At 66.1% G+C, this 15,381-nt stretch carries 15 protein-coding genes and 1 riboswitch; of the genes, 11 read left to right on the plus strand and 4 right to left on the minus strand.

Going from position 1 to position 15,381, the window contains the following annotated elements:
• Positions 1-173 precede the first annotated feature (173 nt).
• The 3 genes from BJP62_RS00720 to BJP62_RS00730 all read right to left on the minus strand — a co-directional run bounded on the left by BJP62_RS00720 (position 174) and on the right by BJP62_RS00730 (position 4,264).
• Positions 174-2,528 (minus strand): heavy metal translocating P-type ATPase, encoded by a 2,355-nt coding sequence (locus BJP62_RS00720; protein ID WP_070525534.1) that lies wholly within the window; start codon positions 2,526-2,528, stop codon positions 174-176.
• A 132-nt stretch (positions 2,529-2,660) separates the two neighbouring features.
• Positions 2,661-3,857, minus strand: coding sequence for a YbaL family putative K(+) efflux transporter (ybaL, locus tag BJP62_RS00725; protein ID WP_083300616.1), 1,197 nt, complete (start codon positions 3,855-3,857; stop codon positions 2,661-2,663).
• 182 nt (positions 3,858-4,039) lie between these two features.
• On the minus strand, positions 4,040-4,264 hold the full coding sequence (locus BJP62_RS00730) for a hypothetical protein (RefSeq protein ID WP_070525536.1): 225 nt from the start codon (positions 4,262-4,264) through the stop codon (positions 4,040-4,042).
• A 339-nt stretch (positions 4,265-4,603) separates the two neighbouring features.
• On the opposite strand from BJP62_RS00730, the gene BJP62_RS00735 reads away from it, so the two are divergent.
• Positions 4,604-4,795, plus strand: a complete 192-nt coding sequence (locus tag BJP62_RS00735; RefSeq protein WP_070525538.1) for a hypothetical protein — start codon at positions 4,604-4,606, stop codon at positions 4,793-4,795.
• Positions 4,796-4,889: 94 nt separating this feature from the next.
• Here the strand turns inward: BJP62_RS00735 and BJP62_RS00740 are convergent, their stop codons facing one another.
• Entirely contained in the window at positions 4,890-5,903 is a 1,014-nt protein-coding gene (locus BJP62_RS00740) for a carbohydrate-binding protein (RefSeq protein ID WP_070525540.1), read from the minus strand.
• 230 nt (positions 5,904-6,133) lie between these two features.
• Here BJP62_RS00740 and BJP62_RS00745 point away from each other — a divergent pair, with 230 nt between their 5' ends.
• From BJP62_RS00745 to ribD, 10 genes are all read left to right on the plus strand, one after another.
• Positions 6,134-6,670, plus strand: coding sequence for a low molecular weight protein-tyrosine-phosphatase (locus BJP62_RS00745; RefSeq protein ID WP_236943639.1), 537 nt, complete (start codon positions 6,134-6,136; stop codon positions 6,668-6,670).
• Positions 6,671-6,754: 84 nt separating this feature from the next.
• Positions 6,755-6,864, plus strand: a riboswitch (yybP-ykoY riboswitch).
• Between the two features lie 87 nt (positions 6,865-6,951).
• The gene (locus tag BJP62_RS00750; protein WP_070525542.1) at positions 6,952-7,518 is read left to right on the plus strand and encodes a TMEM165/GDT1 family protein; all 567 of its coding nucleotides are present in this window, start codon (positions 6,952-6,954) and stop codon (positions 7,516-7,518) included.
• Positions 7,519-7,558: 40 nt separating this feature from the next.
• Positions 7,559-8,851 (plus strand): NCS2 family permease, encoded by a 1,293-nt coding sequence (locus BJP62_RS00755; RefSeq protein ID WP_070525544.1) that lies wholly within the window; start codon positions 7,559-7,561, stop codon positions 8,849-8,851.
• Positions 8,852-8,860: 9 nt separating this feature from the next.
• Positions 8,861-9,406 carry an adenine phosphoribosyltransferase gene (locus tag BJP62_RS00760; protein ID WP_070525546.1) on the plus strand — a complete coding sequence of 182 codons (546 nt, stop codon included), beginning with the start codon at positions 8,861-8,863 and terminating at the stop codon, positions 9,404-9,406.
• 36 nt (positions 9,407-9,442) lie between these two features.
• On the plus strand, positions 9,443-9,991 hold the full coding sequence (locus BJP62_RS00765; protein ID WP_145927253.1) for a hypoxanthine-guanine phosphoribosyltransferase: 549 nt from the start codon (positions 9,443-9,445) through the stop codon (positions 9,989-9,991).
• A 21-nt stretch (positions 9,992-10,012) separates the two neighbouring features.
• Complete coding sequence (locus BJP62_RS00770) at positions 10,013-11,638, plus strand: CorA family divalent cation transporter (RefSeq protein WP_070525550.1); 1,626 nt, start codon at positions 10,013-10,015, stop codon at positions 11,636-11,638.
• A gap of 114 nt (positions 11,639-11,752) precedes the next feature.
• Positions 11,753-13,000 (plus strand): serine hydroxymethyltransferase, encoded by a 1,248-nt coding sequence (gene glyA, locus BJP62_RS00775; protein WP_070525551.1) that lies wholly within the window; start codon positions 11,753-11,755, stop codon positions 12,998-13,000.
• Positions 13,001-13,109: 109 nt separating this feature from the next.
• A complete protein-coding gene (gene nrdR, locus BJP62_RS00780) occupies positions 13,110-13,565 on the plus strand; it encodes a transcriptional regulator NrdR (protein ID WP_070525553.1) in 456 nt (151 codons plus the stop codon).
• A 2-nt stretch (positions 13,566-13,567) separates the two neighbouring features.
• The gene (locus BJP62_RS00785; protein WP_070525555.1) at positions 13,568-14,272 is read left to right on the plus strand and encodes a glutamine amidotransferase; all 705 of its coding nucleotides are present in this window, start codon (positions 13,568-13,570) and stop codon (positions 14,270-14,272) included.
• Positions 14,254-15,375: a bifunctional diaminohydroxyphosphoribosylaminopyrimidine deaminase/5-amino-6-(5-phosphoribosylamino)uracil reductase RibD gene (gene ribD, locus BJP62_RS00790; protein ID WP_070525557.1), complete on the plus strand. Its 1,122-nt coding sequence runs from the start codon at positions 14,254-14,256 to the stop codon at positions 15,373-15,375. Before BJP62_RS00785 ends, ribD begins: the two co-directional genes overlap by 19 nt.
• Positions 15,376-15,381: the final 6 nt, after the last annotated feature.

Here is a 15,381-nt window from a genome sequence, read left to right on the forward strand (position 1 = left end):
AGCCGATGCAGGTCGTGCCCGACCGAAGCGTAGACGCCCCTCCGGAAGCACCCCCTGGGGTGAGCCGGAATGTACGTTCAGGTACATGAGGACGACCCGAAGGTCGCCCCCTTGCGGGGCTTCGAGCATCGTACGGGCGCGGGATGGCGCAAGATGCATGGGCGCGCAGCCGCCTAACGGTGCCAGCGCTTGAGCAGCAGCGCATTGCCGACGACCGACACCGAACTCGCCGCCATCGCCGCGCCGGCGATCACCGGGCTCAGCAGGCCGAAGGCCGCAAGCGGGATGCCGAGCACGTTGTAGGCAAAGGCAAAGAACAGGTTCTGGCGGATCTTGCGCATCGTCGCGCGTGACAGGCTCAGTGCATCGGCGATGTGCGCGAGGTCGTTGTGCATCAGCGTGATGTCGGCGGCCTCGATCGCCGCATCGGCGCCAGTGCGCATCGCAAAACTGACGTCGGCAGCGGCCAGCGCCGGGGCGTCGTTGACGCCGTCGCCGGCCATGGCGACGACCTTGCCCTCGGCGCGGAACGCCTGCACTGAATCGGCCTTGTCGGCCGGCTTCACGCCGGCACGGTAACGCTGAATGCCGAGCGATGCGGCGACGCTGGCGGCGACGGCTTCGTTGTCGCCGGACAGCATGACGACCTCGACGCCGGCTCGCTGCAACTGGGCGACCGCCGCCTTCGACGTCGGCCGGACGGTGTCGACGATGCCGATCAGCCCGGCCGGAATGCCGTCGACGGTGATGGCGATGACGGTCTGGCCGCGTTGCTGCAGCCGTTCCGCCTCGATCAGGCTGCCGGCCTGATCGGCATCGGGCAATGCCCAGTGCGGCACGCCGATGCGGACGGCACGGCCGTCGATCTTCGCGCTGACACCGTGCCCCGGTGCGGCGACGAAGTCCTCGACGGGCAACCGGCTCAGGCCGAGCGTTTCGCCATGCGCCAGTACGGCGCGGGCCAGCGGGTGTTCGGAACCGGCCTCGGCGCTGGCGGCCAGCTGCATCACGGTGTTCAGGTCGAAGCCGTTCTGCGGCAGCACCTCGGTCACGGCCGGCTTGCCTTCGGTCAGCGTCCCGGTCTTGTCGACGACAAGCAGGTTGACTTCACGGGCGCGCTGCAGCGCTTCGGCGTTGCGGAACAGGATGCCGCGCTTGGCGCCAAGGCCGACACCGACCATCACCGCCGTCGGCGTGGCGAGGCCGAGCGCGCAAGGGCAGGCGATCACCAGCACCGCGACGGCGTGCATCATTGCGGTCACCCAGCTGCCGGTCCACCATGCGGTGGCGATAAAGGTGACGACGGCGATGGCGACGACCACCGGGACGAAGACCGCGGATATCTTGTCGGCCAGTTGCTGGATCGGCGCCTTCGAACCCTGGGCCTGCGCGACCAGCCGGACGATGTCGGCGAGTTGCGTGGCACCGCCGGTGGCGCTGGCGCGGATGCGCAGCATGCCCTCGAGATTGCGGGTGCCGGCGTAGACGCTGTCACCAGATGCCTTGGAGACCGGGGCCGATTCGCCGGACAGCATGGCTTCGTCGATCGCGGCATTGCCGTCCTCGACCCGGCCGTCGACCGGCAGCGGCTCGCCCTGGCGGACGATGACGATGTCGCCGACCACGAGGTCGCCGATGGCGACATCGACCAGCTGGTCGTTGCGCTCGACCCGGGCGGTTTTCGGCTGCAGCGCCAGCAGTTCGGCGATCGCGCCGGCGGTGCGGCCCTTGGCGCGGGCTTCGAGCAGCTTGCCGAGCAGTACCAGCGTGATCACGGCGGCGCCGGCTTCGAAATACACGTGGGCGTCGTGCCAGCCGGCCAGCGTCACGACGGTGCTGTAGGCCCAGGCCATCGTCGTGCCGAGCGCGATAAGCACGTCCATATTGGCAGCGCCGCCGCGCAGCGCGTGCCAGGCGCCGCGGTAGAAGCGCAGGCCGACGGTGAACTGCACCAGCGTCGCCAGCACCAGCTGCCACGAGCGCGGAACGACTTCATGGGCGCCCTGCAGCATCGCGCCCATCTCGACCATCAGCGGCAAGGTCAGGACCGCGGCGGCGCCGAAGGCCCACCAGCTGCGGCGCAGCGCCGCGTCGTCATGGGGGGCAGGGGTATCCTGTTGCTGCAGTCGCGCATCGTAGCCGGCCTTGCGGACCGCGGCGATCGCGGCATCAAGGCCGTACTGGCCGGAGGGGTAGCGCAGCGTGGCGGTTTCGGTGGCGAGATTGACGCTGGCGCTGACGCGGGCGGCCTTGTTCAGCACTTTCTCGATCCGCACGGCGCAGGCGGCGCAGGTCATGCCGGAAATCGCCAGCGTCAGCGTTTCTTCGGGCACCGTGTAACCGGCCCGGGCGATTGCGCCGACGATATCGGGTACGCCGGCGGGCCCGCTCAGGCGGACCTGGGCGGTTTCGGTGGCTAAGTTGACGGTGGCGCTGACGCCGTCGAGCCGGTTGAGCACCTTCTCGATCCGCGTGGCGCAGGCCGCGCAGCTCATTCCGCCGATCGGCAGGCTGACTTCGGTGTTCATCGTCGTACCTCCATATAGGGTATGGGGGTATATTATGCCCCATGGGGGTATATTGCAAGCCGTTGTCATCGGCCACCGGTCGGCACAATGACTAAGGGCCGCGAGAGCGGCCCTGTCGGTCTGCGGCAAAGATCAGGCCGGCCTGGCCACCCGGTAGCGGTCCAGTAGCGAGAACACCAGCGGGTTGAGCAGGATGGAGATGATCGCGCCGGCGATGATCAGCGCGTGCCCCAGCGGCGGCAGCAGGCCGAGCGCGACGCCCAGCCCGGCGAGGATGAACGAGAATTCGCCGATCTGCGCCAGGCTCGCCGAGATCGTCAGCGCGGTTTTCAGATCGTGACGGAAGAGCATGACGATGCCGAGCGCCGCCAGCGACTTGCCGACGACGATGACCGCGACCGTACCGAAAACCGCCAGCGGATGCTCAATCAGGATACGCGGGTCGAGCAGCATGCCGACCGAGACGAAGAACAGCACCGCGAATGCGTCGCGCAGCGGCAGCGACTCCTCGGCGGCGCGCTGGCTGAACTCGGACTCGGCCAGCACCATGCCGGCAAAGAAGGCGCCGAGCGCAAACGACACACCAAAGAGCTGCGACGCGCCGAAGGCGACGCCGAGCGCCGTGGCGAGCACGCCGAGCCGGAACAGCTCGCGGCTGCCGGTCCACACAATGCGCTCGAGCATCCACGGGATGAAGCGGCGGCCGACGATCAGCATGAAGGCGACGAAGGCGACGACCTTGCCCAGCGTGATCAGCAGGGTCAGGCCGAGGGCCGAGGCGTCCAGATCACCGCCCTTGCCACCGAGCAGTCCCGCCAGCGCGGGGAGCAACACCAGCGCCAGCACCATGGCCAGGTCTTCGACGATCAGCCAGCCGACGGCGATCCGGCCCTCGGGCGTTTCCAGCAGGTCGCGCTCCTCGAGCGCCTTCAGCAGTACCACGGTACTGGCAACCGACAGCGCCAGTCCGAACACGAAGCCGGCGCCGAAGGTCCAGTCGAACAGCCACGCCAGCCCCATGCCCATCAGCGTGGCGAGGCCGATCTGCGCCACGGCGCCGGGAATGGCGATGTGCCTGACCGACAGCAGGTCCTTCATCGAAAAGTGCAGGCCGACGCCGAACATCAGCAGGATGACGCCCAGTTCGGCCAGCTCGGGTGCGAGCTTCGGGTCGGCGACGAAGCCCGGCGTGAACGGACCGGCAAGAATCCCGGCACACAGATAGCCGACCAGTGGCGGCAGTTTCAGCTTGTTGGCGATGCTGCCGAGAATGAAGGCGAGCACGAGGCCGCCGACGATGGTGGTGATCAGTGGCGTGGCGTGGGGCATCGCGGTCCTTGTCGTTGGCGTAAACGGCGCTACCCCGAAGACTAACCCAACAGGAGTGGCGCACGAACGACATTGTTTCCCGCATCAAAGCAAAAACCCGGCCAGCACTCGCCCGGCGCTGGCGCAAAAAAAGCCGCTCGGGAGCGGCTTTTTCGGTGTGTACCGCGTGGGGCGGTGCGGGGTTACGAAGCGAACTGGTGCGGGATTTGCGTCTTGGCCCAGTTGGCCGCGTTGCGCAGCGATTCGTGAACCGAATTGCTGCGGGTTTGCGGTGCGCGCTGCCATGCGGTGACGGGCTGGCGGGCGTCGCGGGTGCAACGGACGATCTGGTACCAGCCATCGAGGCCAGTGCCGATCGGGGTCGGGCGGACTTCAACATTGAAGTCGTAGTAGTTTTGGTTTGCCATTATTCGGCTCCTTGCTAAACGAGCCATCCAAGCCGGATGGCAGGGCGCTGAAGGAGGAGCACTTGTTCTGAGAAGAACTTTCTTGGGAGTCGGACGACTCGCTTGGAGTACTGCTTAGGAAACAATCGTGAGAGCGTGCTCTGTCAAATCAGTGCCGACGATGCTGCACATCATTCTTGTCACATGCAAGTGTAAATAATGCCTTTCGTGCAATGCCGGCGCGCCGTCCGGCGGGGTGCGGCGCCGCCGCGGGTCGCCGTGGCGGTGACCGGGCTTGCACCAGCTGTCATAAAATCGGTGTACGCTGGAGCTGCATTTCAGAACCGAAGGGGGACGAACATGAACACCAAAACCACGTGGAATTCGGGGGCACTGTACGACGCCAATACGCGCAACGAACGTGCGCTGGGCGACGAGGACCGTGCCAAGGGACTGCTGCGCAGGGATCTGGTCCAGCGCATCCGGGCGCAGCGCGATGCGCAGGAAGAGCGCGCCATTGCCAGTGCGCCACGGGAAGTCTGGGAAGAATAGTACGCCGGTAATCCGCTCGGGCGCCGCCCGGCCCGCTGCATGCGATGCCGGGCGTCGGACCGGCATGACCGGCCCGAAGGTTGCGATGCCCGGCCTACCGCGTGCCCAGACGCGGATCGCCTTCATGCGGCATCGGCTCGCCAGGATGGCCGCTCGTCGTCTGCCCGACGACATGGCGTGTCACCTCCGCCGGGCGGCAGACGTCCTTGCTGTTGCAGGCCCACAGGCTCACCCAGGCCGAGCCGGGTACCTTCGTGCTCACGAACTTGCCGTAGCCGGTCCAGTAGACGCCAGGCTGGCATTCAGGCGCGCCGAAGCAGTCGCGGTAGAAGGCGGGGAACTGGGTCAGCCGGCCCAGCGCAACGCCCTGCTCGCGGACCTCGAGATACGCAGGGCGCCCCTGCAGCGCGCCGTTCACGCTTTGTACATGGACCGACAGTTCGCCGCCGCTCCAGCTCAGGCTCGCGCTGTACCGGCTTGGCAGCGCTGCTGCCGGCTGCGGCAGCGGGTCCGCTGTCTGCAGCCACGCGCCCCATTCGTTGCTGCCGGGTTGTTCTCCCTGCGTCCACCAGCGGGCGGCCCAGACCTTGCTGTCATGGACGACTTTTTCTTCGGCCTGATACGCACGGCTGGCCGACCAGGCACCGATGCCGTCCGCATCGACCGTTTGCCAGGCGCCGCTGGCGGTGACGCCGGGCGCTTCGCCCTGGGTCCACCACTGCGCCTGATACACGATGCCGCCGTGACTGGCCCGCTCGCCCTGCTGGTAGATCCGCGCGGCATCCCAGGCCGGGGCGGTTGGCGCATTGCCAAGCGGGAAGCCGGCCTGCTGCATCTGTTCATCGAGCAGTGCGTGAACGATCGCGGTCGGCCGATAGTTGTGCACCCGATATGCGACCCCCATTTCGACCGGCATGGGGCAGAGATAGTCGGTGCCCGCATCGGTCAGCGGTCGGCGTACCGGAAGCCTGGCGTCGTCGCCGATCCGCTCGGGGAGGGTGTTGCCCCACCACGGATTGTTGAAGCCGTCGGGCGGCGGCGGGGTGCAGGTGGCGTAGGCGCTTGCGGATGCGAGCAGCCACGCGGCGCAGAGCAGGGCAGACTTCATGTTGAATCCTCCGTTTTATGGTTATGCCTTTGCCATTGAGGCGAGCCAATATGGCAAACCGGGAGGGTGGAAACAAGAACGGGGGCGGGGGCGGCAGACGGAGGCCGGCGCCGGCGTGACTGGCGGGCCGTACCGGTGGCGGGAATGCACCGGCGAGCCCGGGTGCCGGCTTTTGCGTTGCGGCGTACCGTGATTTTGCATGGGCGCGATAATGCGTCCCGGGGCGTAGAATGCGGCCTGATACCCAGACCGGTTTTTTCCTGATTGTCCTGTTTATGAATAAATATTCCGTTTTGTTTGTTTGCACCGGCAACATCTGCCGCAGCCCGACTGCCGACGGGGTGCTGCTGGCGATGGCGGCGGATGCAGGCCTGGGCGACCGGCTGGTCGTCGATTCCGCCGGCACCCAGGGCTACCACGTCGGCGAGGCGCCGGACCGGCGTGCGCAGGCGCATGCGAAAAAGCGCGGTTACGATCTGTCCGGCCTGCGGGCACGCCAGGTCGCGGCGAGCGATTACGCGCGCTTCGACCTGATTCTGGCCATGGATGCCGGGCACCTGCGCCAGCTCGAGCGCCAGGCGCCATCCCAGCATCAGGCCAAGATCAAGCTGTTCCTCGATTTCGCCACGGGCACGCGTGAGCGCGAGGTGCCCGATCCGTACTACGGCGGCGCCGACGGCTTCGAGCATGTGCTCGACCTGGTCGAGGACGGCTGCGCCGGGCTGTTGGCGCACGTTCGCAGCGAGCTGGCCCGCCGTGGTGCCTGATACGGTGTTTGACCTGGGGCAGAAACGGCAAAATTCGGGTTTGCGGTGCGTTGCCGGCGCCGGTTCGAGCCGGTATCATCGCGCTCTTTGGTCTTCAGGGGAGTAGTCGCCTGCCGCGTGCAGGGGGTACGTCAACACACTTGAGCCCGTGGCTCATGGCGTATCCGGCCGGTTGCCTGCCTTGGCACCGTGCTTGACAAGACCTGAGGTCTGCAAACCGTACACCCGGGTGGGCGACGGTTGCGGTCCTCATGTCTGCCCGCCCTGGAGTACATATCTGAATGGACGCCCTCTTCGTCTCGACCGGTGTCGTCGCCCTTGCTGAAATCGGCGACAAAACCCAGCTGCTGGCCCTGCTGCTCGCCGCGCGGTTTCGCCGTCCCTTGCCGATCGTGCTCGGCATATTCGTCGCCACCATCCTGAACCACTTCGCCGCCGGCTGGCTCGGCCAGTGGCTGGCTACGCTGATCGCACCGTCGACCTTGCGCTGGGTGGTCGGCTTCGGTTTTCTGGCGATCGCCGTCTGGACGCTGTTTCCGGACAAGATGGACGATGACGAGACGCCGACCAAGGCCTATGGCGCCTTCGTGGCGACCGCGCTGACTTTTTTCCTGGCCGAAATGGGCGACAAGACGCAGATCGCGACCGTTGCACTGGCCGTGCATTACCATCCGCTGTGGATGGTGATCGCCGGTACGACGATCGGGATGATGATCGCCGACGTGCCCGCCGTATTCATCGGCAACTGGATTTCGCAACGCATGCACCTGCTGCGCTACGTTCGTTTCGTGGCCGCGGCCGTATTTGCCCTCATGGGCGGGCTGGCGCTCGCCGGTGTGGGCAGTTGATTCACTGACCTAACTACCACGCAGACAAATCGGGGAAACGATGCTCGACGCATTTTTCAAACTGAAGGAACACGGTACCGACGTCCGGACCGAGGTGATCGCCGGCTTCACCACCTTCCTGACGATGGCCTACATCATCTTCGTCAACCCGGCCATCCTGTCGCTGACCGGCATGGACTTCAACGCGGTATTCGTGGCGACCTGCCTCGCCGCCGCGTTCGGTACCGCGGTGATGGCGCTGTTTGCCAATTACCCGATCGCGCTGGCGCCGGGCATGGGGCTCAACGCCTACTTCACCTTTGCCGTCGTCAAGGGCATGGGCGTGCCGTGGCAGACGGCGCTGGGTGCGGTGTTCATTTCGGGCATCATTTTCGTGCTGGTGTCGTCGTTCAAGATCCGCGAAATCCTCGTCAACGCGATTCCGCGCTCGCTCAAGCTGGCGATCTCGGCCGGTGTCGGCCTGTTCCTGGCGATCATCGGCCTCAAGAGCGCGGGCATCATCACCGGTAGCGAGGCGACGCTGGTCAAGCTCGGCGACATCCATGCGCCGTCGGTGCTGCTCGCCGCGCTCGGCTTCGTGCTGATCGTTGCGCTCGAATACCGCAAGATCAAGGGCTCGATCATCATCGGCGTGCTCACGGTGACGGTCCTGTCGGTATTGATGGGGCTGGTGCCGTTCAAGGGCGTGTTTGCCATGCCGCCGTCGATCGAGCCGACCTTCATGCAGCTCGACATCCAGGGGGCGCTGAATGCCGGCCTGATCGGCGTGGTGTTCATCTTCTTCTTTGTCGACCTGTTCGACACCACCGGTACGCTGATCGGCGTCTCGCACCGCTCGGGCCTTCTGGACAAGGACGGCAAGCTGCCGCGCATCAAGAAGGCGCTGCTGGCCGATTCGAGCGCGATCATTGCCGGTTCGGTGCTCGGCACGTCGAGCGTGACCGCCTACGTCGAGTCGGCCGCCGGCGTCGCCGAAGGCGGTCGTACCGGCCTGACGACGCTGGTCGTTGCGCTGCTTTTCCTTGTTGCGCTGTTCCTGGCGCCGCTGGCCGGCACCGTGCCGGCCTTCGCGACCGCGCCGGCGCTGTGCTATGTGGCCGTGCTGATGGCGCGCGGCCTGGCCGAAATCGACTGGGACGACATCACCGAGGCCGCGCCGGCGGTGATCACCGCGGTTGGTATGCCGTTCACCTATTCGATTGCCGACGGGATCGCCTTCGGCTTCATCAGCTATGCTGCGATCAAGCTGCTGGCAGGCCGCTTCAAGGACCTGAGCCCGGCGGTGCTGATCATCACCGCGCTGTGGATCACCAAGTTCGCACTGTTCGGCTAAGGAAGGGCGATGGAACCGCGCAACGAGGAATACATCAAGGCCCGCATCCGTACGGTGCCGGACTGGCCGCAGCCCGGCGTGCAGTTCCGCGACATCACGCCGCTACTACAGGATCCGAAAACCTTCCGCGTGCTCGTCGATACCTTCGTCCATCGCTATATGGACCAGAAGCTCGACGTCGTCGCCGGCGTCGATGCGCGGGGTTTCATCCTCGGTGCCGTGGTGGCGTACGAGCTCAACCTGGGTTTCGTGCCGATCCGCAAGAAGGGTAAGCTGCCGTTCACGACCGTTTCGGAGGAGTACGAGCTTGAATACGGCTCGGCAACGGTCGAGATCCATTGCGATGCCTGTCATGCCGGCGATCGCGTGCTGCTGATCGACGACCTTGTCGCCACCGGCGGCACGATGATCGCCGCCGCCAAGCTGCTCACGCGCATTGGCGCGACGGTGGTCGAGGCGGCAGCCATCGTCGACCTGCCCGAGCTCGGTGGCTCGAAGCTCGTCACCGGGCAGGGCATCCCGCTGTACACGATTTGTGATTTTGCCGGCCACTGAGGCCGCACCCGTAGATTCAGGAGTTTTACCGTGACCATGGAATTGCCCGAAGCGCTGACGATCATCGATAACGCCGACCTGCTGCACTCGGAGGCCGAAGTCCTGGCGGCGATCGACCGGATGGCCAGCCAGATGACCGCTGCGCTCAAGGATGCCAACCCGATCGTCTACACCGTGCTCAACGGCGGCCTGATCGTCGCCGGCAACCTGCTGCCGCGGCTGAAGTTTCCGCTCGAGATGTCCTATCTGCACGCGACGCGTTACCGCAACGACACCAGCGGCGGCGTGCTCGACTGGAAGGTCAAGCCGCACGACGACCTCAAGGGGCGGACCGTGGTGATCGTCGACGACATCCTCGACGAAGGTCATACACTGGCGGCCATCGTCGAGTACATCCGGGCGCAGGGCGTCAAGGACATCCACGTCGCGGTGCTGGTCGACAAGCTGCACAACCGCAAGGCCGCGGGCATCAAGGCCGACTTCGTCGGACTCAAGGTCGACGACCGCTTCCTGTTCGGCTGCGGCATGGACTACCAGGGCTACTGGCGCAACACGCTGGCGATCTACGCGGTCAAGGGCCTGTAGCGAACACTCGGCGGAGGGCGGATGGCTGATTCCCAACAGGTTCGTCACTTCCGCCAGATCCTGATCTGGCCGCTGCAGCTGATGCCGCTCGACGAGAGCGGCGTGCTCGGCCAGCAGTGGCGGCTGATGGCCGCCGCGGCCGATTCGCCGTGGCAGTTGCGCGCCAGCGAGTTCGAACCCGGGGCGTTCCAGGAGCGCCATTACCGCGAGTTCATCACCTTCCTGCCCTATGTGCAGCGCTTCCTGTATGGCGAAGGCGAGACCGAAGCCAACGACGTCGCCAGTTACGGCAAGTCGCCGCTGCACGTCTTTCGCCGCCACGACGTCAAGTCGGCCCGGCTGACGTTCCGTGATGGCGCCGAGATCGACCTCGCGATCGCGCACATCGACCTGTATTTCTTCTTCGACATCGACGTCGTCATCCTCGCATTCGAGGTGATGGGCGACGACCTGCCGTTGCCGCGCGTGCAGGACATCCTGTTCCGTTTCGGCCGCTCCTTCCCGGCGCAGTGGGACGAGGACGGCGGGCCGGCAAGCTGCCTTGCCCGCGTGGCGTGGCGCGATGCCGGCGGGCGGGTGCTCGCGACATCCGACTACGACGACCGCGATGCCTATCTCGACCATCTCGCCAGCTACCGTTCGCCGCGGCTTGCGCGCCATTGGGCCTGGCTGCTCGAACCGATGGTGCCGCACCATTCGGATGTGGCAGGGGGTGTGCGTTACCGCCAGCTCGAGTATCACCGGATGCCGCTGATGGCCTACCTGGCGCTCGACGAGCCGTTTTCGCTGTCCGAGGCCGATTTCTACCGGATCGGCATGGTGACCCGGCCGGATGACGACGAGGCCCTGCCCGGGCGGCTGGTCAGGGATTTCATCGAACAGAACTGCTACGACCGCTACTGGTCGCCCGAACAGGGTGTGCCGAGCGCGTCGACGCGGATGATGTGCAATGGCCAGGCGCTCGTCGTCGTCGGTGACCGGCGCCACCGGTTCTTCTGCGACGCGCAGACCGGCGTGCTCGGCCAGTTCCGCCATCAGCAGTTCCTGCTGGCGCTGATCGCGCACTTCCACAAGGCGGCGCTGCTGACGTTTTCGGACCGGATGGCCGTGGCGCTGGCGCGGCTCAATGTCGCCGACGTGCATTCGGTGCGGCTGTTCAAGCGCGACATCCGTATCCAGCTTGAGGTCTTCCTGCGCTTCACCCAGCGCTACTGGTTCAGCGAAATTTCGAACCAGGCGGTGACCGCGCGGCTGTTCGAGATGCTGCGCCGGCATCTCGGCACCGCCGAGCTGTATCGCGAGGTGCAGGACTCGGTGCGGAGCATGAGCCAGTACCTCGAGAGTGACGATCTGCGCCGTCAGGCCGATACGATCGTCAAGCTGACCGTGGTGACGATACTCAGCCTGGTCGGCACGACGGTGACCGGATTTCTCGGCATGAACGTGTTCGACCTCGCCGACGCAAGCCCGCTGGCCAAGGTCGGCTATTTCGCGATCGTGCTGGCCCCGACGCTGATGCTGACGCTGTACACGCTGATGAAGGCGCGCCCGTTGGCCGAGTTCCTCGAGCGGATGGCCGACCAGCGCGCCGGCTGGCGAGGACGGCTGGCGGCCTTCATCCACATCTGGCGGCGCCGGCGGGGCTGAACCGGCCATGAATGGCGCTCATCCTGTGGCGCATCAGGATTGCGGCAAAGAGCGCTGCGGCTCGTGGTAGAATCCGGGCCATTCCCCATCTCAATCGACACGGAAAGCGAACTCATGTTCTCCAAGTCTGTCACCCTCTCGCAATACGATCCCGACCTCGCCGCCGCCCTGCAGGGTGAAGTGGTCCGCCAGCACGAGCACATCGAGCTGATCGCGTCGGAAAACTACACCAGCCCGGCCGTGATGGAAGCGCAGGGTTCGCAACTGACCAACAAGTACGCCGAAGGCTATCCGGGCAAGCGTTTCTACGGTGGCTGTGAATACGTCGACGTGATCGAGCAACTGGCCATTGACCGCGTCAAGGCGCTGTTCGGCGCCGAGTACGCCAACGTGCAGCCGCATTCGGGCTCGCAGGCCAACCAGGCGGTGTACTTCTCGATCCTGAAGCCGGGCGACACGGTGATGGGCATGAACCTTGGTCACGGTGGCCACCTGACCCACGGTTCGCCGGCCAACCTGTCGGGCAAGCTGTTCAACATCGTTGCCTACGGCCTGAACGAAAACGAAGAGATCGACTACGACGACATGGAACGTGTCGCGCTCGAGACCAAACCCAAGCTGCTGATCGGCGGCGCCTCGGCCTACGCGCTGCGCTTCGACTGGGCGCGCATGCGCGAGATCGCCGACAAGGTCGGTGCCTACTTCATGGTCGACATGGCGCACTACGCCGGCCTGATCGCTGCCGGTGTCTATCCGAACCCGGTGCCGCACGCCCACTTCGTCACCTCGACCACGCACAAGACGCTGCGCGGCCCGCGCGGCGGCATCATCCTTGCCAAGGCCGAGTTCGAGAAATCGATCAACTCCAACGTGTTCCCGACGCTGCAGGGTGGCCCGCTGATGCACGTGATCGCCGGCAAGGCCGTCGCGTTCAAGGAAGCGGCGACGCCGGAATTCAAGGAATACCAGGCACAGGTGATCAAGAACGCGCAAACGATGGCCGCCACGCTGGCCGAGCGCGGCCTGCGCATCATTTCGGGCCGTACCGAGTCGCACGTGTTCCTCGTCGACCTGCGTCCGAAGAACCTGACCGGCAAGGCTGCCGACGCGGCGCTGGGCAAGGCGCATATCACCGTCAACAAGAACGCGATCCCGAATGATCCGGAAAGCCCGTTCGTGACTTCGGGCATCCGCATCGGCGCACCGGCGATCACGACTCGCGGTTTCAAGGAGGCCGAGGCCGTCCAGGTCGCGCACCTGATCGCCGACGTGCTCGACAATCCGGCCGACGAAGCCAACCTTGCGACCGTGGCCGAGAAGGTCAAGGCGCTGACCGCGAAGTTCCCGGTCTACGTCGCCTGATCCTGCCCAGCGCATGAAAAGGGTGGTGCCGAGAGGCGCCACCCTTTGCCATTTTCACGCGCCCGTTCTTTATTGATCTTTGCTCCTATCCGGCCACGAGGGCCTGTCGATGAAATGTCCGTTCTGCGGTTCCCCCGATACCCAGGTGGTCGACTCGCGTGTTTCCGACGAGGGCGATGCGGTCCGCCGTCGCCGCCGCTGCAACGTCTGCGACAAACGCTTCACCACCTACGAAACCGCCGACGTGCGCATGCCGCAGGTCGTCAAGCAGAACGGCCAGCGCACCGAGTTCGACCGCGACAAGATCCGCATCAGCTTCCAGCGCGCGCTGCACAAGCGCCCGGTGTCGACGCAGCTGATGGACGAGGCGATCGCGCGCATCATCCAGAAGGTGCTCAGCATCGGCGACCGTGAAATCCTGTCGCGCCAGATCGGCGAGATGGTGATGACCGAACTCGCCAAGCTCGACAAGGTCGCCTACATCCGCTTTGCCTCGGTCTACCGCTCGTTCTCCGATGTCGACGATTTCCGCGATGCGATCCGCGAAGTGACCAGGAAGGACTAGGCATGCCGCGTACCGCCTGGATCATCCGCCATCTGGCATTCGAAGACCTCGGCACGCTCGCCGGAACGCTCGAGTCGCGTGGCTATGCGCTGCGCTATCTCGAAGCCGGTGTCGATTCGCCCGATGCGCTGGCCGACGCCGGTGTCGACGACCTGCTCGTCGTCCTTGGCGGGCCGATCGGCGTCTACCAGACCGACCGCTATCCATGGTTGCTGCTCGAAACCGTCGCCATCGCGGGCTGGCTCGACAGCGGCCGCGCCGCGCTGGGCATCTGCCTTGGCGCGCAACTGATTGCTGCAGCGCTCGGTGCGCGCGTCTATCCGGGGCACGACAAGGAAATCGGCTGGTCGCGGCTGACGCTGACCGACGCTGGCGCAGCATCGCCGGTTCGGCATCTCGACGGTGCGCTGACGTCCATGCTGCACTGGCACGGCGACACCTTCGACCTGCCGGTCGGCGCCGACCTGCTGGCGTCGAGCGCTGCGTATCCGCACCAGATCTACCGCGTCGGCCCGCGGGTGCTGGCGTTCCAGTGCCACCCCGAAATCGACACAGCCCGTTTCGAGCAATGGCTGATCGGCCACGGCGACGAACTCGATGCCGCCGGTATCGGTTTCGGCGTGCTGCGCGCGCAGACCGCGGCCGAAGGCGGGCGTTTGCGTACACAGGCTGCGCTGTGCATCGGCGAATGGCTGGATTCGCTGTGAATACGCTCGCCGTGCAGGACCGCATCCACATGCAGCGGGCGCTGCGGCTTGCTGCCTTGGGGCTGTATACGACCACGCCGAACCCGCGGGTCGGTTGCGTGATCGTCCGTGACGGCGAAGTCGTCGGCGAAGGCTGGCACATCCGTGCCGGCGAGCCGCATGCCGAGGTTCATGCGCTGCGCATGGCCGGCGGCGCGGCGCGTGGTGCGACGGCCTACGTGACGCTCGAACCGTGCAGCCATCACGGCCGGACACCGCCGTGTGCCGATGCGCTGGTGTCCGCCGGCGTCGCCCGCGTCGTCGCCGCAATGACCGACCCGAATCCGCAGGTCGCCGGCCGCGGCCTTGCCGGACTGGCGGCGGCGGGTATCGACACCGCTTCCGGCATCCTCGAGGCCGAGGCACGCGAGCTGAACGTCGGCTTCATCAGCCGGATGTTGCGCGGCCGCCCATGGACACGGATCAAACTTGCCGCAAGTCTGGATGGCCGGATCGCGCTGGACGACGGACAATCGAAATGGATCACCGGTGCCGCCGCGCGCGCCGATGTGCAGCGCTGGCGTGCGCGCTCGTGCGCGATGCTGACCAGTGTCGAGACGGTACTGGCCGACGATGCGCGGCTGACGGTGCGCGATTTTGCCGTCGAGCGCCAGCCGCTGCGCGTCGTCGTCGACAGCCGCCTGCGCACGCCGGCCGATGCGGCGCTGCTGCAGACGAAGGGCGTGCTGATCGCCGCCGCCGTCGATGGCCCGCAGCGTGCAGCGCTCGAAGCCGCCGGTGCCGAGGTGCTGCTGCTGCCGGGCGGTGATGGTCGCGTCGATCTGGCCGCCTTGCTTGCGCAGCTGGGAAGCCGGGGCATCAGCGAACTGACCGTCGAGGCCGGCGGCGTGCTGGCCGGCAGCCTGCTGCAGGCGGGGCTCGCCGACGAGCTGTTGCTGTATCAGGCGCCGGTGCTGGTCGGCCGGGGCAGGGCGATGCTGGACTTCAGTCTGGCCAGCCTGGCAGAGCGCTACGCGCCGCGGGTGATCGAGCGCCGCAGCGTCGGCGACGACCTGCGCTGGACCTTGCGTTTTACCGATCCGGCCCAAGCTTTCAGGGCCTGAGTCATG

The sequence above is a fragment of the Jeongeupia sp. USM3 genome (assembly GCF_001808185.1).
Classification (GTDB): Bacteria; Pseudomonadota; Gammaproteobacteria; order Burkholderiales; family Chitinibacteraceae; genus Jeongeupia.

Coding starts and splice junctions, on each gene's coding strand:
- BJP62_RS00720 (WP_070525534.1), bottom strand. CDS start 2,528: ATGAACACCGAAGTCAGCCTGCCGATCGGCGGAATGAGCTGCGCGGCC.
- ybaL (WP_083300616.1), bottom strand. CDS start 3,857: ATGCCCCACGCCACGCCACTGATCACCACCATCGTCGGCGGCCTCGTG.
- BJP62_RS00730 (WP_070525536.1), bottom strand. CDS start 4,264: ATGGCAAACCAAAACTACTACGACTTCAATGTTGAAGTCCGCCCGACC.
- BJP62_RS00735 (WP_070525538.1), top strand. CDS start 4,604: ATGAACACCAAAACCACGTGGAATTCGGGGGCACTGTACGACGCCAAT.
- BJP62_RS00740 (WP_070525540.1), bottom strand. CDS start 5,903: ATGAAGTCTGCCCTGCTCTGCGCCGCGTGGCTGCTCGCATCCGCAAGC.
- BJP62_RS00745 (WP_236943639.1), top strand. CDS start 6,134: ATGCGGCCTGATACCCAGACCGGTTTTTTCCTGATTGTCCTGTTTATG.
- BJP62_RS00750 (WP_070525542.1), top strand. CDS start 6,952: ATGGACGCCCTCTTCGTCTCGACCGGTGTCGTCGCCCTTGCTGAAATC.
- BJP62_RS00755 (WP_070525544.1), top strand. CDS start 7,559: ATGCTCGACGCATTTTTCAAACTGAAGGAACACGGTACCGACGTCCGG.
- BJP62_RS00760 (WP_070525546.1), top strand. CDS start 8,861: ATGGAACCGCGCAACGAGGAATACATCAAGGCCCGCATCCGTACGGTG.
- BJP62_RS00765 (WP_145927253.1), top strand. CDS start 9,443: ATGGAATTGCCCGAAGCGCTGACGATCATCGATAACGCCGACCTGCTG.
- BJP62_RS00770 (WP_070525550.1), top strand. CDS start 10,013: ATGGCTGATTCCCAACAGGTTCGTCACTTCCGCCAGATCCTGATCTGG.
- glyA (WP_070525551.1), top strand. CDS start 11,753: ATGTTCTCCAAGTCTGTCACCCTCTCGCAATACGATCCCGACCTCGCC.
- nrdR (WP_070525553.1), top strand. CDS start 13,110: ATGAAATGTCCGTTCTGCGGTTCCCCCGATACCCAGGTGGTCGACTCG.
- BJP62_RS00785 (WP_070525555.1), top strand. CDS start 13,568: ATGCCGCGTACCGCCTGGATCATCCGCCATCTGGCATTCGAAGACCTC.
- ribD (WP_070525557.1), top strand. CDS start 14,254: ATGGCTGGATTCGCTGTGAATACGCTCGCCGTGCAGGACCGCATCCAC.